The organism is Pseudomonas nitroreducens (assembly GCF_014204515.1).
Taxonomy (GTDB): domain Bacteria; phylum Pseudomonadota; class Gammaproteobacteria; order Pseudomonadales; family Pseudomonadaceae; genus Pseudomonas; species Pseudomonas nitritireducens_A.
The window spans coordinates 28,681-48,777 of sequence record NZ_JACHLI010000037.1; the positions used below are offsets into that span (position 1 = coordinate 28,681).

Genomic DNA, 20,097 nt, shown 5'->3' on the forward strand with positions numbered 1-20,097 from the left:
AGCGGTACGTCGCAGTGCACCGATTCGTCGGCCGGACATCGACTTACAGGGCCTCGTTGTTGGCCTCGTCTTCGAAGGCAGCGAACAGCGGTTCTTCTTCAACCACGTCCTCCAGCAGAACGATTTCGTTGTCAATCAGGCCGGAAGCGATTTCGCGCAGGGCGACGACGGTGGGCTTGTCGTTTTCCCACGGTACCTTGGGCTCTTTGCCGCCGGTCGCCAGCTGGCGCGAACGCTTGGTGGCGAGCATGACCAGTTCGAAACGGTTATCGACGTTGTCCAGGCAGTCTTCAACGGTGACGCGGGCCATGGTGTTCCTCATTACGCAAATGGAGACCCGGAGAAATACCGGGCGGACTGGATAGTCTAAAAAATCGCCAATCTTTATGGAAGTGCCTTTGCTCGCCTGTTTCAGGCCAGCAGGCGCTGCAGCAGCTCGGTGTGGCGCTGCTGCTGGGCATCCTGGCGCAGCTGGCGGGCGCGGAAGATCGCCTTGAGATCCTCCAGCGCGTGGGCGAAGTCGTCGTTGATCACCAGGTGATCGTATTCCACATAGTGGCTCATTTCACTGACGGCTTCCTGCATGCGCCGCTCGATCACCTCGTCGCTGTCCTGGCCGCGGTTGGTCAGGCGCTGGCGCAGGGCTTCCTGGGTCGGCGGCAGGATGAAGATCGACTGCGCCTGGGGCATCAGCCGGCGCACCTGCTGCGCGCCCTGCCAGTCGATCTCCAGGATCAGGTCGTTGCCTTCGGCGAGGGTCTTCTCGACCCAGCGCTGCGAGGTGCCGTAGAGGTTGTCGAAGACCTGCGCGTGCTCGAGGAATTCGTTGCGCTCGAGCATGGCGCGGAAGGTGTCATGGCCGACGAAGTGGTAGTTCACCCCGTCCACTTCGCCCGGGCGCATGCCGCGGGTGGTGTGGGAGACGGAGACGCGCACGCTGGGCATGGCGTCGAGCAGGGCCTTGACCAGGCTGGTCTTGCCGGCGCCGGACGGAGCGGAAACGATGTAGAGGGTGCCGGACATGGCGCGTTCCTGGAGTTGCGGTTGACGGTGGTTGAAGCCGGGCGCGCCGGCCTACTCGATATTCTGGACCTGTTCGCGCATCTGCTCGATCAGCACCTTGAGGTTGACCGCGGCCTGGGTGGAGCGCGGGTCGAAAGCCTTCGAGCCTAGAGTGTTGGCCTCGCGGTTGAGTTCCTGCATGAGGAAGTCCAGGCGCCGGCCGGCGGCGCCGCCGGCCTTGAGCACGCGGCGCACCTCGGTGACGTGGGTGGTCAGGCGATCCAGTTCCTCGGCGACGTCGCTCTTCTGCGCCAGCAGGACCATTTCCTGCTCCAGGCGCTGCGGGTCGAGCTCGGCCTTCATCTCGGTGAAGCGGTCGAGGATCTTCTGGCGCTGGTTGGCGAGCATCTGCGGCACCAGCTCGCGCAGGTTGACCACTTCTTCCTGCATCGCGCTCAGGCGCTCGTCGATGATCTTCGACAGCTCGGCGCCTTCGCGGGCGCGGCCGGCCTTGAGCTCGTCGAGGGCCTGGTTGAAGGCGGCCAGGGCGCTGGCGTTGAGCGCCTGCGGATCGGCCGCATCGCCCACCAGCACGCCCGGCCAGGCCAGCACGGCCAGCGGGTCGAGGGGAGCGGGTTGCTGGATCAGGCCGGCGACGGTCTCGGCGGCGGCGACCAGCTGCGCGGCGCGCTCGCGGTCGACCTGCAGCGGCTTGCCGGCGCTCTCCTCGTTGAAGCGCAGGGTGCATTCCACCTTGCCGCGCGACAGGCCCTGGCGCAGCGCTTCGCGGACCGCGCCTTCGAGGTCACGGAAGGCTTCGGGCAGACGCAGGTTGGGTTCGAGGTAGCGATGGTTGACCGAGCGCAGCTCCCAGCTCAGGGTTCCATGGGTGCCGGCGCGCTCGACGCGGGCAAAGGCGGTCATGCTGTGGACCATGGAGTCACCTCTCTAAAGGACTGGGAAAACGGCCGACAGGTCGTCGGAAACCGGTAATTGTACCCCAGCGTGGCGCGCAGCCGCACGCCGGCGGTGGTTGCGCCCGTCCGCTGGCCTCTATAATGGCGGACATTCCCCGCCAGCAATCTGTACAGGATGCCTCCATGAACCGTCCCAGTGGCCGCGCCGCCGACCAACTGCGCCCGATCCGTATCACCCGCCATTACACCAAGCACGCCGAGGGCTCCGTGCTGGTCGAGTTCGGCGACACCAAGGTGATCTGCACCGTCAGCGCCGAATCCGGTGTGCCGCGTTTCCTCAAGGGCCAGGGCCAGGGCTGGCTGACCGCCGAATATGGCATGCTGCCGCGTTCCACCGGCGAGCGTAACCAGCGCGAAGCCGCGCGTGGCAAGCAGGGTGGCCGTACCCTGGAAATCCAGCGCCTGATCGGCCGTTCCCTGCGCGCCGCGCTGGACCTGACCAAGCTGGGCGAGAACACCCTGTACATCGACTGCGATGTGATCCAGGCCGACGGCGGCACCCGCACCGCTTCCATCACCGGCGCCACCGTGGCGCTGATCGACGCCCTGGCCGTGCTGAAGAAGCGCGGCGCGCTCAAGGGCAACCCGCTCAAGCAGATGGTCGCTGCGGTGTCCGTGGGCATGTACCAGGGTGTGCCGGTATTGGACCTGGACTACCTGGAAGACTCCGCTGCCGAGACCGACCTCAACGTGGTCATGACCGATGCCGGCGGCTTCATCGAAGTCCAGGGCACTGCCGAGGGGGCACCCTTCCAGCCGGCCGAGCTGAATGCCATGCTGGAACTGGCGCAACAGGGCCTGCGCGAGCTGTTCGAGCTGCAACGCACCGCGCTGGCGGATTGACCCGACGGGCGGCGGCGCCGCCCGCTCTTCACGTGCAAGGAGCGACAGGATGAGCGACGAAGTCCCGGTACAGCAGGTTCAGCCGAGCCAGGAAGCCCGGCAGTGGGCGATGTTCTGCCACTTCGCCGCCTTCCTCGGCTTCATCTTCCCCTTCGGCAACCTGATCGGGCCGCTGATCGTCTGGCAGGTCAAGCGTGAATCGGACCCGTTCGTGGACCGCCAGGGCAAGGAAGCGCTGAACTTCCAGATCACCGTGAGCCTCGCGGTGGTGGTCAGCTTCCTGCTGATGCTGGTGGTGATCGGCTTCTTCCTGCTCGGCCTGGTGAGCATCGGCGCGCTGGTGCTGACCATCATCGCCGGGATCAAGGCCAACGAGGGGCTGGATTACCGCTATCCCTTCACCTGGCGGCCGATCAAGTAGGTGATTGCCAGAGACGAAAAAGCCGGCTTATAGCCGGCTTTTTTCTGCCTGGTCAGGCGCGATCTCAGATGCTCAGCGTCCAGTCGTAGTCGACGATCAGCGGCGCATGCTGGGAGAAGCGCGGCTGGCGCGGCAGCTTGGCATTGCGCACGAAGCGACGCAGACCCGGCGTGAGGATCTGGTAGTCGAAACGCCAGCCCAGGTTGAGCAGCTCGGCCTGTTCGCTTTCCGGCCACCAGCTGTACTGGTCGCCTTCGCGGTTGACTTCGCGCAGGGCGTCGACGTAGCCCATGGTGCCGAAGATCTCATCCATCCAGCCACGCTCGGGTGCCATGAAACCGGGGGATTGCTGGCATTCGCGCCAGTTCTTCACGTCCAGCTTCTGGTGCGCCACGTACAGCGAACCGCAATAGATGTATTCGCGGCGCTTGCGGCGCTGCTTGTTCATGTACTGGGCGAAATCGTCCATGAACTTGAACTTGTGGTTCAGGTTCTCGTCCCCTTCCTGCCCGGTAGGCAGCAGGAGAGTGGCGATACTCACCTTATCGAAATCGGCTTGCAGGTAGCGCCCGTAACGATCGGCCATCTCGAAACCCAGGCCGCTTATGACAGCCTTGGGTTGCAGACGACTATAGATTGCGACGCCGCCCTGACTGGGCACTTCGGCATCGCAGGCGTACAGGAAGTAGCCATCCAGTTGGTAGGACGGGTCATCCAGATCGAAAGCGGAGGCGCGGGTATCCTGCAAGCAGATCACGTCGGCATTCTGGGCTTGCAGCCAGCTGAGCAAACCACGCTCGGCCGCAGCCTGAATACCATTCACGTTCACACTGATGATCCGCATAAATGGCCCCCAAAATCACGTGTGTGTATGATACCCGAGCTCAAACGGTTTAGCTAAATTCATACCGGCCGGTTCTTTCCCATGCACGCATATCAACGCGATTTCATCCGCTTCGCCATCGAGCGCGGCGTTCTGCGCTTCGGCGAGTTCACTCTCAAGTCCGGGCGCACCAGTCCTTACTTCTTCAATGCCGGTCTGTTCAACACCGGGATTGCGCTGTCCCAGCTGGGCCGTTTCTACGCCAGTGCGGTGGTCGACAGCGGCATACCTTTCGACGTGTTGTTCGGCCCCGCCTATAAAGGAATCCCACTGGCGGCCGCTACAGCCATTGCACTGGCCGAACAGCACGGCCGCGACCTGCCCTGGTGCTTCAACCGCAAGGAAGCCAAGGACCACGGCGAGGGCGGCACGCTGGTTGGCGCTCCGCTGGTCGGCCGCGCGCTGATCATCGATGACGTGATCACCGCTGGCACCGCGATCCGCGAGGTCATGCAGATCATCGACGCCCAGGGCGCCCAGGCTGCCGGCGTGCTGATCGCGCTGAACCGCCAGGAGCGCGGCAAGGGCGAGCTGTCGGCGATCCAGGAAGTCGAACGCGACTTCTCGATTCCGGTGGTGAGCATCGTTTCGCTGGAACAGGTGCTTGAATATCTGGCAGGCGATGCGCAACTCAAGCAGCATCTGTCGGCAGTCGAGGCTTATCGGGCGCAGTACGGCATCTAACCGAACAGGGTATCTGGCATGACCAAGCAGGGTGCTTTCCACTACAAGGCGTTGTTGGGGTTGCTGGGTATTCTGTTGGCAGGCCAGGTCGGGGCGGCCGGGGTCGAGATGTATCGCTACGTCAACGACAAGGGCATCACCGTCATCGACCGCCTGGGCGTGCCGCCGCAGTACATCGGCAAGGGTTACCAGGTGCTCAATGACCAGGGCCGGGTCGTCCGCGAGGTGCCACCGGCGCCGACCGCCGCGGAAATCGAACAGCGCAAGGCGGACGCCGCCCGCGCCAGTTCCGACCAGCAACTGATGCGCATGTACACCAGCGTGGAAGACGTCGACCGCGCCCGCGACCGCAAGCTGGCCGAGCTCGACGGCCTGGCCAGCGTCGCCCGCGGCAACCTGCAGTCGCTCAAGACCCAGCAGGCCAATTTGCAGGCCCGCGCGGCCGACCAGGAGCGCGCCGGGCGCCAGGTGCCCGATGACCTGGTGGCGCAACTGGGCAACCTGCGCGAGGACGAGCAGCGCCTGCAGCAGGACATCGCTCGCTACCAGCAGCTGCGCACCCAGGCGCAGGACAGCTTCGCCGCCGACCGCGCGCGTTTCGCCCAGATCTCCAGCGGTAACTGAGGCTGGCGCTCGCCGCTCTTACTGCTGCGGCGAGCAGCGCTCGAATTCGTTGATCTTCCCGCGCAGCCAGTCCGGCAGGGGCTGGCTCGTGCGGTCTTCGCCTGCGTAGGCGTAGATCAGCTCGCCCAACGTCAGCAACTGCTCATCGCACCAGATCGATACCTGGAAGGTCAGGCTGCTGCGGCCCAGCCGGCTGACGCGCACGCCCATTTCCAGCCAGTCGTCGAAGCGTGCTGGCGCCAGGTATTCCAGGGTGGTCTTCACCGCGAACAGGTCGCCGCCGCCGCGCAGCAGGTCGGCCGGGTAGCTCACGCCCAGGTGGCGGTAGTACTCGTTGGTGGCGACGTCGGCGTAGGTCAGGTAGTTGCCGTTGAAGACGATGCCCTGCGGGTCGACCTCCGACCAGCGCACGCGCAGGCCGTGGAAGAAACCGAAGTCATTACGGGAAACGGGGGACGCGGCCATGCGAAACCTCCAGGCAGAAAAACGCCCGCGTGGATCGCTCCAGGCGGGCGTTGATTCGATCAGCGCGACTTGCGGTTGGTGATCAGCGTGCCGACACCGCTGTCGGTGAAGATCTCCAGCAGCACCGCGTTGGGCACGCGACCATCGATGATGTGCGCGCTGGTGACGCCGCCCTGCACCGCTTCGAGGGCGCAGCGGATCTTCGGCAGCATGCCGCCGTAGATGGTGCCGTCGGCGATCAGCTCGTTGACCTGCTCGGTGGTCAGGCCGGTGAGGACCTGGCCCTGCTTGTCCATCAGGCCGGCGATGTTGGTGAGCAGCATCAGCTTCTCGGCCTTCAGCGCTTCGGCCACCTTGCCGGCCACCAGGTCGGCGTTGATGTTGTAGGACTCGCCGTTGGCGCCTACGCCGATCGGCGCGATGACCGGGATGAAGTCACCCTGCACCAGCATGTTCAGCAGGTCGACGTTGACCCCGGTGACCTCGCCGACATGGCCGATGTCGATGATTTCCGGCTTGGTCATTTCCGGCGTCTGGCGGGTGACGGTGAGCTTCTTCGCGCGGATCAGCTCGGCGTCCTTGCCGGTCAGGCCGATGGCGCTGCCGCCATGACGGTTGATCAGGTTGACGATGTCCTTGTTCACCTGGCCGCCGAGGACCATTTCCACCACGTCCATGGTCTGCGCGTCGGTGACGCGCATGCCATCGATGAAGTGGCTTTCGATCGACAGGCGGCTGAGCAGGTCGCCGATCTGCGGACCACCACCATGGACCACCACCGGGTTGATGCCGACGGCTTTCATCAGCACCACGTCGCGGGCGAAGCTGTTCTTCAGCTCGTCCGTTTCCATGGCGTTGCCGCCGTACTTGATCACCAGCGTCTTGCCGACGAAGCGGCGGATGTAGGGCAGGGCTTCGGCAAGGACGCGGGCAACCTGGGCGGCGTCATCGCGGCTCTGGGTCATGGTGGGCTCCGGCATAGTGCTAGGTAAGTGTCAGAAGGGCAGGCTGAGGGCGGGGTCGACCGCTTTCAGCTGGGTACGGAACACTTCCTTGATGCGTTCCAGTTCTTCCTGGGTGTCCGCCTCGAAGCGCAGCACCAGCACCGGTGTGGTGTTGGACGCACGCACCAGGCCCCAGCCTTTGGGGTAATCCACGCGCACGCCGTCGAGGGTGGTGAGGTTGGCTTCACCCCACTGGCCGCGGGCCTGCAGCGCCTCGATCAGGGCGAACTTGCCCTCGTCGGTGACGGTGATGTTGATTTCCGGGGTGGAGATGTCCAGCGGGAACGCAGAGAACACGCGCTCGGCGTCGCGCTTGTCCAGGCTGATGATTTCCAGCAGGCGCGCGGCGCTGTAGATGCCGTCGTCGAAGCCGTACCAGCGCTCCTTGAAGAAGATGTGGCCGCTCATCTCGCCGGCGAGCAGAGCGCCGGTTTCCTTCATCTTCTTCTTGATCAGCGAGTGGCCGGTCTTCCACATCACCGGACGGCCGCCGTAGCCGCTGATCAGCGAGATCAGGCGACGGGTGCATTTGACGTCGAAGATGATGTCGGCGCCCGGGTTGCGCGAGACCACGTCCTTGGCGAACAGCATCAGCAGGCGGTCGGGGTAGATGATGGTGCCTTCGTTGGTCACCACGCCCACGCGGTCGCCGTCGCCGTCGAAGGCCAGGCCGAGGTCGGCGCCGGTTTCCTTGACCTTGGCGATCAGGTCTTCCAGGTTCTCCGGCTTGCCCGGGTCCGGGTGGTGGTTGGGGAAGGTGCCGTCGACGTCGCAGTACAGCGGGATGACGGTGCAGCCCAGAGCTTCGATCAGCTGCGGGGCGATCACGCCGGCGACGCCGTTGCCGCAGTCCACTACCACTTTCAGCGGCTTGGCCAGGGCGATGTCGTCGCGGATCTGCTGGAAGTAGCGCGGCAGGATGTCGACCTGCTGCACGCTGCCCACGCCGGAGGCGAGGTCGTTGTTCTGGATGCGCTCGCGCAGGGCCTGGATCTGCTCGTTGGCCAGGGTCTCGCCGGCGACGACGATCTTGAAGCCGTTGTAGTCCGGCGGGTTGTGGCTGCCGGTGAGCATCACCCCGGATTTGCCTTCCAGCACGTTGGCCGCGTAATACAGCACCGGGGTCGGCACCATGCCGACGTCAGTGACCTGGCAACCGCAGTCGAGCAGGCCCTGGATCAGCTGCTGCACCAGCTCGGGGCCGGACAGGCGGCCGTCGCGGCCGACGGAGACGCACGGCTCGCCACGGGCGAGGCTTTCGGAACCGATCGCGCGGCCGACCCAGTAGGCGGTCTCGGCGGTCAGGGTGTCGCCGACCACGCCGCGGATATCGTAGGCGCGGAAGATGCTGGCGGGCAGTTGCGGGGCTTTGGGCGTGCTCATAACGGGTGTTTGCTCCAATCCCAGGAGATCCTGGTCTTCATCAAGTATGTCGATGTCCAGAATGTCGGTGTTCTGGAACAGCGGGTCGACCAGTGACGACTCGGCGGCGACGACCGGGGCGCCAACCTCAACCATCGCCGGGGCGGGTTGGGCGGGCGCTGCGGGGGTGGCGGCCGGGGCACTGGCACCGTTTGTCTCGGTCTTGCGGCGTGGCTGGCGGGCCAGCGCCTGAGCCAGCGCCTGCAGGCTCGGCAGGCTCAGCTCAGGTGCTTTGGCAGTGCGCTGGCCGGCGAGTTCCTGAAGGAACTGGCCCAGGGCCTGGGCATCCTTGCTGACCCGGCGCTGCATCGCACTTTGCGCCAGGTAGAGGCCGAGCAGGGCGCCGACCAGTGCCAGCAGCGTAGCGATACCCAGCAGGGCCGGCGAGTACAGCGGCTCGGTGAGGCTCGGGCCGGGGGTGAAGCTCAGCTTCCAGTTCGGATTGCCGCTGGAGAGGGGTTGCGCCTGGACGGCGGAAGCCTCGCCGCGCTGCAGCAGGACCTGCGCCGGCGAGTTGCCGAACTGCTGGGACAGTTGCAGCTGGCCGATATCGGCGGACATCGGCGGCAGGCTGCCGAGCAGGCGCTGCAGGTCCACCACCAGCAGCAGCGAGCCCTGGATCGAGTTGTCCGCGGCGCGCAGCGCGGTGGGGCTGTAGACCAGCCAGCGGTTGCCGACCTTGTAGGCTTCCGGCGCCACGTTCTGCCCGCTTTCGACGCGGTGCAGCATGTCCAGGGCGGCGTAGTTCAGCGGACCGGGGCGGTTGGCGTCCTGCACGGCCTGGCCATTGGCGTTGAGGTGGACATCCACCAGGCCATCCAGGTGCCCCTGGGCCAGCGCTTTCTCCAGCGCGGCGATGCGCGACGGATCGTTGCTCTGCAGCGTCGGCAGCAGCTGCGGGTCGGTGGCCATGCTGCGGCTGTCAGCCGCCAGCAGGCCCAGCGACTGGCGCAGCGCGCCGGCCTGGCTTTCCGACCAGGCGCTGCTCAGCTGTGCGGTATGGGTCTGCCCGGCCTGGCCGAACAGGCTGAACCAGAGCAGCGCGCCTGCCGCCGCGATACCGCCGACGGCAACGATAAAGGCGGGCAGCAGCGGCTTGAGGTCGACCTTGGGGGCGGGCCCTCTGACGGCTTTCTCCGCCGGAACGAGTTCCGGCAGTTCATCGCTGTCCTTGGCGGTGCGTTGGAAAAGTTTCATGCAACGTCTCCTCGGCGATTCATCCTGAAAAGGGAAAGGGTCAATGGCTGCCGGAGTGACCGAAGCCGCCGGCGCCGCGCTGGCTCTCGTCGAAGCTTTCGACCAGCTCGAAATGCGCCTGCACCACCGGCACCAGCACCAGCTGGGCGATGCGTTCGCCAATGGCGATCCTGAAAGCGGTATTGCCGCGGTTCCAGCAGGAGACCATCAGCTCGCCCTGGTAGTCCGAGTCGATCAGGCCGACCAGGTTGCCCAGCACGATGCCGTGCTTGTGGCCCAGGCCCGAACGCGGCAGGACCAGCGCAGCCAGGCCCGGATCGGCGATGTAGATGGACAGGCCGGTGGGGATCAGCACGGTCTGGCCGGGCTCGAGGACGCAGTCCTCCTTGAGCATGGCGCGCAGGTCGAGGCCGGCGGAACCCGGGGTGGCGTACTGCGGCAGCGGGAAGTCGCTGCCCAGGCGGGGATCGAGGATCTTGGCTTGCAGGGAATGCATTGAGTTCTCAGTGTTGATTGATGCGTTCGGCGATGAAGGCGATCAGCTGGCGGGCGATCTTGCCCTTGCTGGTCTGGGCGAACGCAGTCTTGTGCAATTCGCGGTCGATGACCGTGATGGCGTTCTCTTCACTATTGAAGCCAATGGACGGATTCGCCACGTCATTGGCCACGATCAGGTCGAGATTCTTGTCCTTGAGCTTGCGCGAGGCGTACTCGAGCAGGTTCTCGGTCTCCGCGGCGAAGCCGACGCTGAAGGGCCGGTCCTCGCGCAGCGAAAGGGTGGCGAGGATGTCGGGATTGCGCACCAGCTGCAAGAGCAGGCCGTCACCCTTGGTGGGGTCTTTCTTGAGTTTTTGCGCTGCGACCAGTTCCGGGCGGTAGTCGGCCACGGCGGCGGAGGCGATCAGGATATCCGCCGGCATCGCCGCTTCGCAGGCGGCGAGCATGTCGCGGGCGCTGACCACGTCGACGCGGCTCACCCGGTCCGGGGTCGGCAGGTGCACCGGGCCGGTCACCAGGGTCACGCGTGCGCCGGCTTCGGCGGCGGCCTCGGCCAGGGCGAAGCCCATCTTCCCGGAGCTGTGGTTGGTGATGTAGCGCACCGGGTCGATGTTTTCCTGGGTCGGCCCGGCGGTGATCAGGATGTGCTGGCCGGTCAGGGCCTTGAACTCGAAGCAGTCGGCGGCCCGTTGCGCCAGCTCCTCGGCTTCGAGCATGCGCCCGGGGCCGACGTCGCCGCAGGCCTGGCTGCCGGCAGCCGGGCCGAAGAAGTGCAGGCCGCGCGAGCGCAGCAGCTCGGCGTTGACCTGGGTGGCCGGGTCGCGCCACATGGCCTGGTTCATCGCCGGGGCGAGGGCGATCTGCGCATCGGTGGCCAGCACCAGGGTGGTCAGCAGGTCGTTGGCCACGCCCTGGGCCAGGCGCGCCATGAGGTCGGCGGTGGCGGGGGCGATCAGCACCAGGTCGGCCCAGCGGGCCAGCTCGATATGCCCCATGGCCGCTTCGGCGGCGGGGTCGAGCAGGTCCAGGTGTACCGGATGGCCGGAAAGCGCCTGAAGCGTAAGCGGGGTGATGAACTCGCGGCCGCCCTGGGTCATCACGACACGCACCTCGGCGCCCTGGTCGCGCAACCGGCGGACCAGTTCGGCGCTCTTGTAGGCGGCGATACCGCCGCCGACGCCCAGAACGATGCGTTTACGATAGAGCCGCTGCATAGGCCAGCCTTAAATACGGAAATGGATGACGCGCGCTGAAGCCGATGACGCCTCCCCAGGCCTCCGGCTGCGCGAAGCGAGGGGGCTAAGATAGCACAGCGCCTGCGCGGGAACAGCGGGGCCCCTGAGCTGGGAGGTGGCGTGAGAATTCTTGATTGGCCGGCGGCGGAGCGCCCGCGGGAGAAGCTGCTCGAGCGTGGCGCGGCCAGCCTGAGCGACGCCGAATTGCTGGCCATCTTCCTGCGCACCGGCGTGGCCGGTTGCAGCGCCGTCGACCTGGCGCGCCGGCTGCTGGTGGAGTTCGGCAGCCTGCGGGCGCTGCTGGAGGCGAACCTGGAGGCCTTCTGCCGCCACCACGGCCTGGGCCCGGCGAAATTCGCCCAGCTGCAGGCGGTGCTGGAGATGGGCCGGCGCCACCTGGCCGAGGACATGGACCGCGGCCCCGCCCTGGAGAGCCCGCAGGCGGTGCGGGATTTCCTCAAGGCACGGCTGCGTCACGAGCCCCATGAAGTGTTCGCCTGCCTGTTCATGGACAACCGCCATCGGATGCTGGAGTTCGAGGTGCTGTTCCATGGCTCCATCGACAGCGCCAGCGTCTACCCGCGGCAGATCGTCAAGCGCGCCCTGGCGCACAACGCCGCCGCGGTGATCCTGGCCCACAACCACCCCTCGGGAATCGCCGAGCCGAGCCAGTCTGACGACCTGCTGACCCGGCGCATCGTCCAGGCGCTGGCGCTGATCGACGTGCGCGTGCTCGATCACTTCATCGTCGGCGATGGCGAGCCGCAATCAATGGCCGAGCTGGGGCTGCTCTGAGACCCGGCGCTGGATGTCGCGCAGAAGGCGTCGGCGGATCAGCCCGCTGACCGGGCGGATGGCCAGCCAGTACGGGGTGAACAGCAGGCGGCTGCGGCGATCCGGACAGTGCACGCGGGTCGTGGTGTGCACGTGGACTTCACCCTCACGCTCGCCGGGTTCGCAGGAAAAGTGCAGGACCAGCCGGGGCGTTCCGGGCTCGGCGAAGCGCCGGAAGCTTTCGCCGTCGGCGCATGGGCGCAGGCCGAAGTCGCTGCGCCAGAAGCGTCCGATCAGTCCGTAGGCGATCTCGCGGTCGCCGTCGCGGCCCAGCAGGGTGAACTCCTGCAGGCCGAAGCGCGGTCGCTCCGCCAGGGCATTGCGCAGGCCCAGGCGCAGGGCCAGCCGGGCTGGCGCCTCGCGCAGCTGCAGGAAGCGCTGCACCAGCGGGTCGTGCTCGGCGCTGAGCTGGCTCACCGCCTCCAGCACCTGCGCCGGGGTCGCGCGCATGGCCAGCGAGTGGCGCTCGGCGAACTGGAATTGCGGCAGCAGATGGTCGAGCAATTCCGCGCTCAGAGCTGCACCTTCGAGTAATCCTGGCGGCCGAACGGGCTGACCGAGTAACCCTTCACGTCCTTGCGGGTCAGCGCCGCGGCGGTCGGGTGCGCCAGCGGCAGCCACAGCGCCTGCTCGTGGATGATCTGCTGGGCCTGGTGGTACAGCTCGCTGCGCTTGGCCTGGTCAGCCACTGTCTTGCCCTGGCTGATCAGGCCGTCGAGCTTCGCGTCGCAGTAGCGCGCGAAGTTCAGCCCGGACTTGACGCTGGCGCAGGAGAATTGCGGGGTGAAGAAGTTGTCCGGGTCGCCGTTGTCGCCGGCCCAGCCCATGAACAGCAGGTCGTGCTCGCCGGCCTTGGCACGGCGAATCAGCTCGCCCCACTCGATCACCTGGATCTGCGCGTCGATGCCGATCTTCTTCAGGTCGGCCTGGAGCATCTGCGCGCCGAGGGCCGGGTTGGGGTTGAGCAGGCTGCCGGAGGGACGGGTCCAGATGGTGGTCTTGAAGCCCTGCTTGCGACCGGTCTCGCCCATCAGCTGCTGTGCCTTCTGCAGGTCGTAGGCGTAGCCGGGGATGTCCTTGGCGTAGCTCCAGGTATTGGGCGGATAGACGCCGTCAGCGGCGATGGCGGTGCCGTTGAACACCGCCTTGAGGTAGCTGGCCTTGTCGAATGCCAGGTTGATCGCCTGGCGGATTTTCGGGTCATCCAGCGGCGGGTGCTGGCTGTTGATGCCGACGAAGGCGGTCATGAAGGCCGGGGTCTGCTCGACCTTGAGGTCGGGGTTCTTCGTCGCTTCCTCGACATCCAGCGGTTTGGGCGACAGGGCGATCTGGCACTCGCCGCGCTTGAGCTTCTGCAGGCGCACGGCGGCGTCCGGGGTGATGGCGAAGATCAGGTTATCCACCGCCGGCTTGCCGCCGAAGTATTCGGCGTTGGCGCTGTAGCGCACCACGGCGTCCTTCTGGAAGCGCTTGAAGACGAAGGGGCCGGTGCCGATCGGCTGGGCGTTGAGTTTCTCCGGGGTGCCGGCCTTCATCAACTGGTCGGCGTACTCGGCGGAGTAGATGGAGGCGAAGCCCATGCTGAGCATCGACAGGAAGGTTGCATCGGGGTGGTTGAGGGTGAAGCGCACGTGCTGCGCGTCGACCTTCTCCACCGCCTTGACCAGGCTCGGCAGCTGCATCGACTGCGCGTGGGGGAAGCCGCTCTGCGCCACCTTGTGCCAGGGCTGCGCCGGGTCGAGCATGCGCTGGAAGCTGAACACCACGTCGTCGGCAGCGAGCGCGCGGCTCGGCTTGAAGTAGTCGGTGTGGTGGAAGGCCACGCCGTTGCGCAACTGGAAGTCATAGGTCAGGCCGTCATCGGCGACCTTCCAGCTCTCGGCCAGGCTCGGCACCACTTCGCCGCGCGATGCGTCGAAGTCCACCAGGCGGTTCATCAGCACGTCGGCCGAAGCATTGGTGGTGGTCAGCGAGTTGTACTGGACCACGTCGAAGCCTTCGGGGCTGGCTTCGGTGCACACGCTCAGCGAGGCGGCGCTGGCGAAGGCCGGGGAAAGCAGGAGGGCGAGAAGGGCAAGACGCATGACGGACTCCGTGTGAACTGGCAAGATGCCCATCCGCGAGGCTGGGCGGGGTCATGCAAGGCTGTTGGCAGCCTCGAAGGAGCTACCCTAGACCAAGCCGCCGCCCGTCACAACGATCACAGGCGACGAACGGCACCGGCGCCGCGGCCCGCGGGGGCTGGCATCGGCTTTTTCGACTCATGCTTTCCCTTGCAGCTTGAAGTGACTTTCTGATATAAAGCTGCGCTCTTTTCTGGGGCCCTGCCTGATCCTGCGACCCGATCGCGGCGAAGCGGCAGTTAAGACCCCGGTTAAACTGAGAATCCTATTGAGTTAAGCAGCCAACCCATGCCGGGTTTGGCATGTGGTTTACAGAGGGCTGAGCCATGTCGAGAGTTTGCCAAGTGACCGGTAAGGGTCCGGTTACCGGGAACAACATTTCCCACGCACACAACAAAACCCGCCGCCGTTTCCTGCCGAACCTGCAGCACCACCGTTTCTGGGTTGAGGCCGAGAAGCGCTTCGTGCGTCTGCGCGTTTCCGCCAAAGGCATGCGTATCATCGACAAGCGTGGTATCGAGGCCGTTCTGAACGACCTGCGCGCCCGCGGCGAAAAATTCTAAGGAGCGAATCATGCGTGAACTGATCCGTTTGGTGTCCAGCGCCGGTACCGGCCACTTCTACACCACCGACAAGAACAAGCGCACCAAGCCTGAGAAAATCGAGATCAAGAAATACGATCCGGTTGTTCGCAAGCACGTGATCTACAAGGAAGCCAAGATCAAGTAATTGATCTTCGCCCTTGTGAAGAAACCCGCCCCTCGTGGCGGGTTTTTTCTTGCCTGCGATTTTCCCTTGCGAAGATCGCAGACGAAAAAAAGCCCGCCGAGCGGCGGGCTTTTTCATGTTCGGGGGCTCAGGCCTTCTGTTCGAAGATCACGTAGACCTTGCGGCAGGGCTCCAGGACTTCCCAGGTGCCGCTGAAGCCGGCCGGGATGACGAAGCGGTCGCCGACGCGCACGGTCTTGGCGCCGCCGTTGGCATCGCGGATCACCGACACGCCCTGGAGGATCTCGCAGTACTCGTGTTCGGTGTAGCTGACGTTCCAGTGGCCCGGCTCGCCTTCCCAGATGCCCACGTTGAACTGGCCGCAGTCGCTGGCGTAGTGGTTGCGCACGTTCTGCGCCGGGTCGCCCTTGATGATGCGCTCCGGGGCGGGGCGGTAGTGTTCGGGGGCGGTGGTGGCCTGGGCGAAATCGACGATCTGCTCGACGTTCATGGCGGTCTCGGTTCTTTAGAGTTGTTGGCGAGAGTGCGTGCGGGCACGCGCAGCGCTGTTGGATATTTACTCCGAAGCGGCTGTCGGAAAACCATCAGCCGACGAATCCGGGCAGTCTATGTTTAATAAAACGAACGTGACAAGGCCATTTGGCCACTTAGTGTAAAAAATATTGAAAATTGGCAGGCTCCGGTTTAGGGTGGCGAACAGCATGCGTTCGCTCCGCCTTGCGGAATTTTTGACAGCGCGCCCGCCGGGCGCCTGCATCTGATAAGTACATTAATAAGAGGACACGTTGTCATGGGTACCCTCACTCGCGCCGATTGGGAAGCTCGCGCCAAGGATCTGAAGATCGAAGGCCGCGCCTTCGTCAACGGTGAATACGTCGACGCCATATCCGGCGCCACCTTCGATTGCCTCAGCCCTGTGGATGGCCGTTTCCTGGCCAAGGTCGCCAGCTGCGACCTGGCCGATGCCGAACGTGCCGTGCAGGTTGCCCGTGCCACCTTCGATTCCGGCGTGTGGTCGCGCATGGCTCCGGCCAAGCGCAAGAAGGTCATGATCCGCTTCTCCGAGCTGCTGCTGGAGAACGCGCAGGAACTGGCCCTGCTGGAAACCCTCGACATGGGCAAGCCGATCAGCGACTCGCTGAACGTCGACGTTTCCGGTGCGGCCAACAGCCTGCGCTGGAGCGCCGAGGCCATTGACAAGATCTACGACGAAGTGGCCGCCACCCCGCACAACGAGCTGGGCCTGGTCACTCGCGAGCCGGTTGGCGTGGTTGCCGCCATCGTGCCGTGGAACTTCCCCCTGCTGATGTCCTGCTGGAAGCTCGGCCCGGCGCTGACCACCGGTAACTCGGTGATCCTCAAGCCCTCCGAGAAGTCCCCGCTGACCGGCATCCGCGTTGCCCAGCTGGCCATCGAGGCCGGCATCCCGAAAGGCGTGTTCAACGTCCTGCCGGGCTTCGGTCACACCGTGGGCAAGGCCCTGGCCCTGCACATGGACGTCGACACCCTGGTGTTCACCGGTTCGACCAAGATCGCCAAGCAGCTGATGATCTACGCCGGCGAGTCGAACATGAAGCGCGTCTGGCTGGAAGCCGGCGGCAAGAGCCCGAACATCGTCTTCGCTGACGCCCCGGACCTGAAAGCCGCCGCCGAAGCCGCCGCCAGCGCCATCGCCTTCAACCAGGGCGAAGTCTGCACCGCCGGCTCGCGCCTGCTGGTGGAGAAGTCGATCAAGGCCGAGTTCGTGCCGATGGTCGTCGAAGCCATCAAGGGCTGGAAGCCGGGCAACCCGCTGGACCCGGAAACCAACGTCGGTGCGCTGGTCGACACCACCCAGATGAACAACGTGCTCAGCTACATCCAGGCCGGCCACGACGACGGTGCCAAGCTGGTCGCCGGCGGCAAGCGCACCCTGGAAGAGACTGGCGGCACCTACGTCGAGCCGACCATCTTCGACGGCGTGACCAACGCCATGCGCATCGCCCGTGAAGAGATCTTCGGCCCGGTGCTGTCGGTCATCGAGTTCACCGATGCCGAAGAAGCTGTGCGCATCGCCAACGACACCCCGTACGGCCTGGCCGCTGCGGTGTGGACCAGCGACCTGTCCAAGGCCCACCTGACCGCCAAGGCGCTGCGCGCCGGCAGCGTGTGGGTGAACCAGTACGACGGCGGCGACATGACCGCGCCGTTCGGTGGCTTCAAGCAGTCCGGCAACGGCCGCGACAAGTCGCTGCACGCGTTCGACAAGTACACCGAGCTGAAAGCTACCTGGATCAAGCTGTAATCCATAGCTGAAGCAGGTCGGCCCTGAGCCTGGGGCCGGCTCTGACACAGAGCCACACCCGCGGCCGGGTTTCCCTCAGGGAAGCCCGGCCGCTGTGCTTTGCGCATCGGGCACCCGCGCGCCCGACGTGCGCTCCGACAGGAGAACAACAATGCGTTGGGGACCGTATTTCGCTGTCTGTGCCGCCGTGATCAGCATCGGCCTGGCCCTGGGCCTGACCATGCCGCTGGTTTCGCTGCGCCTGGAAGGCTGGGGCTACGGCACTTTTGCCATCGGCGTCATGGCTTCTACGCCGGCGGTGGGCGTGCTGCTGGGCGCGATGATTTCCGGGCGCCTCGCCGCGCGGGTCGGTACGCCGCGGCTGATGCGCCTGTGCCTGATTTCCGGGGCCTTTTCCGTCGGCCTGCTGGCGTTGCTGCAGAGCTACCCGATCTGGCTGTTCCTGCGCCTGCTGATCGGCGTGCAACTCACCGTGGTGTTCATCCTCGGCGAGAGCTGGATCAACCAGCTGGCCATCGAGAAATGGCGCGGTCGCCTGGTTGCCCTCTACGGCACCGGCTACGCGCTGAGCCAACTGTCCGGCCCGGTGCTGCTGACCTTCATCGGCACCGCCGACAACCGTGGCTTCTGGATCAGCGTCTGCCTGCTGGTGGGCGGCTCGCTGTTGCTGCTGGGGCGTACCGGCGCGCCCAAGGTCGACCCGCACAGCGCCAATGGCCGTGGGCTGTTCGCCTTCTGCGGCCAGCTGCCGGCGATCGCCTGGGCCGTGGTGCTGTTCGCCGGCTTCGAAGCGATGATCCTCACCCTGCTGCCGGTCTACGGCATCCAGCAGGGCTTCACCCAGTCCGTGGCGCTGGCGATGGTCAGCACCGTGGTGGTCGGCGATGCGCTGCTGCAACTGCCGATCGGCTGGCTGGCCGACCGCATCTCGCGGCAGACGCTGTTCAAGGGCTGCGGCATCGTTCTCTGCGCGAGCAGCCTGGCCATGCCCATGCTGCTGCATCACATCACCATCTGGCCGGTGCTGGTGCTGTTCGGCGCCAGTGCGGGCGGGTTGTTCACCCTGTCGCTGATCCTCATCGGCGAGCGCTACCGCGATGACGCACTGGTCCGCGCCAACTCGCACATCGCCCAGCTCTGGGGGATCGGCTGCCTGATCGGGCCGCTGGCCACCGGCGCGGCCAGCCAGTGGGTCAGCGGCCACGCCTTGCCGCTGGTGATGGCCCTGGGGGCGTTCGGCTTCGTGGTCCTGGTGAGCCTGCGCGGTCTGCCGCCGGTGATGCGCGCTACCGATGCGCAACTGCAGCAGGAGCGCTCCTAGAGCATCTTCTCCAGGCCGATGGCGCCAGCGATCCAGGCGTTGAGCCGGCGCCAGACGTTGCCCGGCTCGCGCTCCAGCGCCACCAGCTTGCCGTTGCGCTCCTCGACCCAGACCAGCCTGGGCGGCTCGCTGCCCGGCTCGATCCGCACCTGGTAGCTGACGTTGGGCGCCATGCTCGCCAGCGCCAGGCGGCGCACCTGGTCGGCCAGCTCCGGGCTGTCGACGATGATGCCGACCTCGGTGTTCCACAGCACCGAGCGCGGATCGAAGTTCAGCGAGCCGACGAACACCTGGCGCTGGTCGAACACCGCCGCTTTGCTGTGCAGGCTGGCGCTGCTCGACCCGCGCACCATCCACGGTGCCCCGGACAGGCGCTGGTCCGGGTCGGCGCGCAGCTCGTAGAGCTTCACGCCGTGCTCCAGCAGCTCCAGGCGGTAGGGCGCGTATCCGGCGTGCACGGCGGGCACGTCGGTGGCTTCCAGCGAGTTGGTCAGCAGGCGCACGCTGACGCCACGGTCGGCGCGCTGGGTCAGGTAATCGACGCCGGTGCTGGTGGGCACGAAGTAGGCCGAGACCAGGATCAGTTCCTTCGAGACACCGTCGAACAGCGGCTGCAGCTGGGTGCTGAGCAGTTGCTCACCCTTCGGGTCGCCCTGGTCGAGCACTTTCAGCGGCGTATCCCAGACTGCCTTGCCCGGCGCCCAGACCAGGTCATCCAGCCAGTTCTGCAGGTGCGGGCGATCGCTGTTGCGGTTCAGTCGGGCGATGTAGCTGGAGCTCTTCACCCGCTCCTTGGCCAGGTAGCGGTCCAGCTTGTGGCGCACGTTCTGCAGCTCGGCAAGGTCCGGTGCGCTCCACAGGTAGTCCTCGATGGGCCGGCTGATGCGACTGTTCCAGTACTGGTCGAAGCTCTGCCCCAGCGACTGCGCCACCGGGCCGACGCCCAGCAGGTCGAGGTCGCTGAAGTTCATCTCGGCCTTGGCGTCGAAGTACTCGTCGCCCAGGTTGCGGCCGCCGACGATGGCCACGCTGTTGTCCGCCAGCAGCAGCTTGTTGTGCATGCGCCGGTGTTGCTCGGACAGGTTGAGCAGGCGCCCCAGGTTGCGCGTGACGCCGGTGCTGCGGCCCAGGTGCAGCGGGTTGAACAGGCGCACCTGGATGTTCGGGTGGGCGGCCAGGGTGCCCAGTTCGTAGTCCCAGCCGTCGCTGCTGGTGTCGTCGATCAGCATGCGCACGCGCACGCCGCGGTCGGCGGCCTTGATCAGCTCACGGATCAGCGCGCGCGTGGTGAGGCCGTCGTGGACGATGTAGTACTGCAGGTCGAGGCTGCGCTGGGCCTTGCGGATCAGCTCGGCGCGAGCGAGGAAGGCGTCGACGCTGGAAGCCAGCAGGTGGTAGCCGGACTGGCCGGGATGGGCCGTGGCGCGCTGGTCGATATCGTCGGCCAGCGCGCTGCCCTGCACCGGCAGCACGTGCGACGGCTCGGGCGGCGGCGCACTGGCGCAACCACCCAGGGTCAGCAGGATCAGCAGCAGGAAGCGTGGCAACAAC

The 20,097-nt window shown here is 65.9% G+C and carries 22 protein-coding genes; 9 read left to right on the forward strand and 13 right to left on the reverse strand.

The window, feature by feature from the left end; translation table 11 throughout:
• Positions 1-43: 43 nt before the first annotated feature.
• The 3 genes from rpoZ to HNP46_RS30405 all read right to left on the reverse strand — a co-directional run bounded on the left by rpoZ (position 44) and on the right by HNP46_RS30405 (position 1,938).
• On the reverse strand, positions 44-310 hold the full coding sequence (rpoZ, locus tag HNP46_RS30395) for a DNA-directed RNA polymerase subunit omega (protein WP_045217709.1): 267 nt from the start codon (positions 308-310) through the stop codon (positions 44-46).
• A gap of 101 nt (positions 311-411) precedes the next feature.
• Complete coding sequence (gene gmk / locus HNP46_RS30400; RefSeq protein WP_045217706.1) at positions 412-1,023, reverse strand: guanylate kinase; 612 nt, start codon at positions 1,021-1,023, stop codon at positions 412-414.
• Positions 1,024-1,074: 51 nt separating this feature from the next.
• On the reverse strand, positions 1,075-1,938 hold the full coding sequence (locus tag HNP46_RS30405; protein WP_184596557.1) for a YicC/YloC family endoribonuclease: 864 nt from the start codon (positions 1,936-1,938) through the stop codon (positions 1,075-1,077).
• Between the two features lie 164 nt (positions 1,939-2,102).
• Between HNP46_RS30405 and rph the strand changes: the two genes are divergently transcribed.
• Positions 2,103-2,822, forward strand: coding sequence for a ribonuclease PH (rph, locus tag HNP46_RS30410; protein WP_184596559.1), 720 nt, complete (start codon positions 2,103-2,105; stop codon positions 2,820-2,822).
• A gap of 49 nt (positions 2,823-2,871) precedes the next feature.
• Complete coding sequence (locus tag HNP46_RS30415) at positions 2,872-3,243, forward strand: DUF4870 domain-containing protein (protein ID WP_184596561.1); 372 nt, start codon at positions 2,872-2,874, stop codon at positions 3,241-3,243.
• A 64-nt stretch (positions 3,244-3,307) separates the two neighbouring features.
• Here the strand turns inward: HNP46_RS30415 and HNP46_RS30420 are convergent, their stop codons facing one another.
• On the reverse strand, positions 3,308-4,087 hold the full coding sequence (locus tag HNP46_RS30420) for an exodeoxyribonuclease III (protein ID WP_017520710.1): 780 nt from the start codon (positions 4,085-4,087) through the stop codon (positions 3,308-3,310).
• A gap of 81 nt (positions 4,088-4,168) precedes the next feature.
• On the opposite strand from HNP46_RS30420, the gene pyrE reads away from it, so the two are divergent.
• Together pyrE and HNP46_RS30430 are read left to right on the forward strand one after the other, a co-directional pair.
• Positions 4,169-4,810: an orotate phosphoribosyltransferase gene (gene pyrE, locus HNP46_RS30425; RefSeq protein ID WP_184596563.1), complete on the forward strand. Its 642-nt coding sequence runs from the start codon at positions 4,169-4,171 to the stop codon at positions 4,808-4,810.
• Positions 4,811-4,828: 18 nt separating this feature from the next.
• The gene (locus tag HNP46_RS30430; RefSeq protein ID WP_184596565.1) at positions 4,829-5,434 is read left to right on the forward strand and encodes a DUF4124 domain-containing protein; all 606 of its coding nucleotides are present in this window, start codon (positions 4,829-4,831) and stop codon (positions 5,432-5,434) included.
• A gap of 18 nt (positions 5,435-5,452) precedes the next feature.
• On the opposite strand, the gene HNP46_RS30435 is transcribed toward HNP46_RS30430, so the two are convergent.
• Genes HNP46_RS30435 through coaBC form a run of 5 tightly spaced genes read right to left on the reverse strand, consistent with a single transcriptional unit; the run spans position 5,453 to position 11,234 of the window.
• Positions 5,453-5,899 carry an acyl-CoA thioesterase gene (locus HNP46_RS30435; RefSeq protein WP_184596567.1) on the reverse strand — a complete coding sequence of 149 codons (447 nt, stop codon included), beginning with the start codon at positions 5,897-5,899 and terminating at the stop codon, positions 5,453-5,455.
• A 59-nt stretch (positions 5,900-5,958) separates the two neighbouring features.
• Entirely contained in the window at positions 5,959-6,864 is a 906-nt protein-coding gene (argB, locus tag HNP46_RS30440) for an acetylglutamate kinase (RefSeq protein ID WP_184596569.1), read from the reverse strand.
• 30 nt (positions 6,865-6,894) lie between these two features.
• The gene (locus HNP46_RS30445; protein ID WP_184596571.1) at positions 6,895-9,522 is read right to left on the reverse strand and encodes a phosphomannomutase/phosphoglucomutase; all 2,628 of its coding nucleotides are present in this window, start codon (positions 9,520-9,522) and stop codon (positions 6,895-6,897) included.
• A 40-nt stretch (positions 9,523-9,562) separates the two neighbouring features.
• Positions 9,563-10,018 carry a dUTP diphosphatase gene (gene dut / locus HNP46_RS30450; protein ID WP_184596573.1) on the reverse strand — a complete coding sequence of 152 codons (456 nt, stop codon included), beginning with the start codon at positions 10,016-10,018 and terminating at the stop codon, positions 9,563-9,565.
• Between the two features lie 7 nt (positions 10,019-10,025).
• Positions 10,026-11,234 carry a bifunctional phosphopantothenoylcysteine decarboxylase/phosphopantothenate--cysteine ligase CoaBC gene (coaBC, locus tag HNP46_RS30455; protein WP_184596575.1) on the reverse strand — a complete coding sequence of 403 codons (1,209 nt, stop codon included), beginning with the start codon at positions 11,232-11,234 and terminating at the stop codon, positions 10,026-10,028.
• A 141-nt stretch (positions 11,235-11,375) separates the two neighbouring features.
• On the opposite strand from coaBC, the gene radC reads away from it, so the two are divergent.
• Positions 11,376-12,050 (forward strand): RadC family protein, encoded by a 675-nt coding sequence (gene radC, locus HNP46_RS30460; protein ID WP_184596577.1) that lies wholly within the window; start codon positions 11,376-11,378, stop codon positions 12,048-12,050.
• Here the strand turns inward: radC and HNP46_RS30465 are convergent.
• Together HNP46_RS30465 and HNP46_RS30470 are read right to left on the reverse strand one after the other, a co-directional pair.
• Complete coding sequence (locus tag HNP46_RS30465; protein ID WP_260403312.1) at positions 12,024-12,593, reverse strand: DUF2867 domain-containing protein; 570 nt, start codon at positions 12,591-12,593, stop codon at positions 12,024-12,026. The two genes, radC and HNP46_RS30465, sit on opposite strands and share 27 nt — an antisense overlap.
• An 8-nt stretch (positions 12,594-12,601) precedes the next feature.
• Positions 12,602-14,173, reverse strand: coding sequence for an ABC transporter substrate-binding protein (locus HNP46_RS30470; protein WP_184596579.1), 1,572 nt, complete (start codon positions 14,171-14,173; stop codon positions 12,602-12,604).
• A gap of 365 nt (positions 14,174-14,538) precedes the next feature.
• On the opposite strand from HNP46_RS30470, the gene rpmB reads away from it, so the two are divergent.
• Together rpmB and rpmG are read left to right on the forward strand one after the other, a co-directional pair.
• A complete protein-coding gene (rpmB, locus tag HNP46_RS30475; RefSeq protein ID WP_184596581.1) occupies positions 14,539-14,775 on the forward strand; it encodes a 50S ribosomal protein L28 in 237 nt (78 codons plus the stop codon).
• 10 nt (positions 14,776-14,785) lie between these two features.
• A complete protein-coding gene (rpmG, locus tag HNP46_RS30480) occupies positions 14,786-14,941 on the forward strand; it encodes a 50S ribosomal protein L33 (RefSeq protein WP_017520721.1) in 156 nt (51 codons plus the stop codon).
• 127 nt (positions 14,942-15,068) lie between these two features.
• Here the strand turns inward: rpmG and HNP46_RS30485 are convergent, their stop codons facing one another.
• Complete coding sequence (locus HNP46_RS30485; RefSeq protein WP_184596583.1) at positions 15,069-15,431, reverse strand: cupin domain-containing protein; 363 nt, start codon at positions 15,429-15,431, stop codon at positions 15,069-15,071.
• 300 nt (positions 15,432-15,731) lie between these two features.
• Between HNP46_RS30485 and HNP46_RS30490 the strand changes: the two genes are divergently transcribed.
• Positions 15,732-17,225 (forward strand): aldehyde dehydrogenase, encoded by a 1,494-nt coding sequence (locus HNP46_RS30490; RefSeq protein WP_184596585.1) that lies wholly within the window; start codon positions 15,732-15,734, stop codon positions 17,223-17,225.
• A gap of 151 nt (positions 17,226-17,376) precedes the next feature.
• Positions 17,377-18,546 (forward strand): MFS transporter, encoded by a 1,170-nt coding sequence (locus HNP46_RS30495; protein WP_184596587.1) that lies wholly within the window; start codon positions 17,377-17,379, stop codon positions 18,544-18,546.
• Here the strand turns inward: HNP46_RS30495 and HNP46_RS30500 are convergent.
• On the reverse strand, positions 18,543-20,096 hold the full coding sequence (locus tag HNP46_RS30500) for a phospholipase D family protein (RefSeq protein ID WP_184596589.1): 1,554 nt from the start codon (positions 20,094-20,096) through the stop codon (positions 18,543-18,545). The two genes, HNP46_RS30495 and HNP46_RS30500, sit on opposite strands and share 4 nt — an antisense overlap.
• Position 20,097 lies beyond the last annotated feature (1 nt).

Bases quoted from the DNA above. Each gene is read 5' to 3' on its own strand.
- HNP46_RS30445 (WP_184596571.1), bottom strand. From the start codon at position 9,522: ATGAAACTTTTCCAACGCACCGCCAAGGACAGCGATGAACTGCCGGAA.
- HNP46_RS30405 (WP_184596557.1), bottom strand. From the start codon at position 1,938: ATGGTCCACAGCATGACCGCCTTTGCCCGCGTCGAGCGCGCCGGCACC.
- HNP46_RS30430 (WP_184596565.1), top strand. From the start codon at position 4,829: ATGACCAAGCAGGGTGCTTTCCACTACAAGGCGTTGTTGGGGTTGCTG.
- rph (WP_184596559.1), top strand. From the start codon at position 2,103: ATGAACCGTCCCAGTGGCCGCGCCGCCGACCAACTGCGCCCGATCCGT.
- coaBC (WP_184596575.1), bottom strand. From the start codon at position 11,234: ATGCAGCGGCTCTATCGTAAACGCATCGTTCTGGGCGTCGGCGGCGGT.
- HNP46_RS30420 (WP_017520710.1), bottom strand. From the start codon at position 4,087: ATGCGGATCATCAGTGTGAACGTGAATGGTATTCAGGCTGCGGCCGAG.
- dut (WP_184596573.1), bottom strand. From the start codon at position 10,018: ATGCATTCCCTGCAAGCCAAGATCCTCGATCCCCGCCTGGGCAGCGAC.
- HNP46_RS30470 (WP_184596579.1), bottom strand. From the start codon at position 14,173: ATGCGTCTTGCCCTTCTCGCCCTCCTGCTTTCCCCGGCCTTCGCCAGC.
- argB (WP_184596569.1), bottom strand. From the start codon at position 6,864: ATGACCCAGAGCCGCGATGACGCCGCCCAGGTTGCCCGCGTCCTTGCC.
- HNP46_RS30490 (WP_184596585.1), top strand. From the start codon at position 15,732: ATGGGTACCCTCACTCGCGCCGATTGGGAAGCTCGCGCCAAGGATCTG.
- HNP46_RS30435 (WP_184596567.1), bottom strand. From the start codon at position 5,899: ATGGCCGCGTCCCCCGTTTCCCGTAATGACTTCGGTTTCTTCCACGGC.
- gmk (WP_045217706.1), bottom strand. From the start codon at position 1,023: ATGTCCGGCACCCTCTACATCGTTTCCGCTCCGTCCGGCGCCGGCAAG.
- pyrE (WP_184596563.1), top strand. From the start codon at position 4,169: ATGCACGCATATCAACGCGATTTCATCCGCTTCGCCATCGAGCGCGGC.
- rpmB (WP_184596581.1), top strand. From the start codon at position 14,539: ATGTCGAGAGTTTGCCAAGTGACCGGTAAGGGTCCGGTTACCGGGAAC.
- HNP46_RS30495 (WP_184596587.1), top strand. From the start codon at position 17,377: ATGCGTTGGGGACCGTATTTCGCTGTCTGTGCCGCCGTGATCAGCATC.
- HNP46_RS30485 (WP_184596583.1), bottom strand. From the start codon at position 15,431: ATGAACGTCGAGCAGATCGTCGATTTCGCCCAGGCCACCACCGCCCCC.
- rpoZ (WP_045217709.1), bottom strand. From the start codon at position 310: ATGGCCCGCGTCACCGTTGAAGACTGCCTGGACAACGTCGATAACCGT.
- rpmG (WP_017520721.1), top strand. From the start codon at position 14,786: ATGCGTGAACTGATCCGTTTGGTGTCCAGCGCCGGTACCGGCCACTTC.
- HNP46_RS30415 (WP_184596561.1), top strand. From the start codon at position 2,872: ATGAGCGACGAAGTCCCGGTACAGCAGGTTCAGCCGAGCCAGGAAGCC.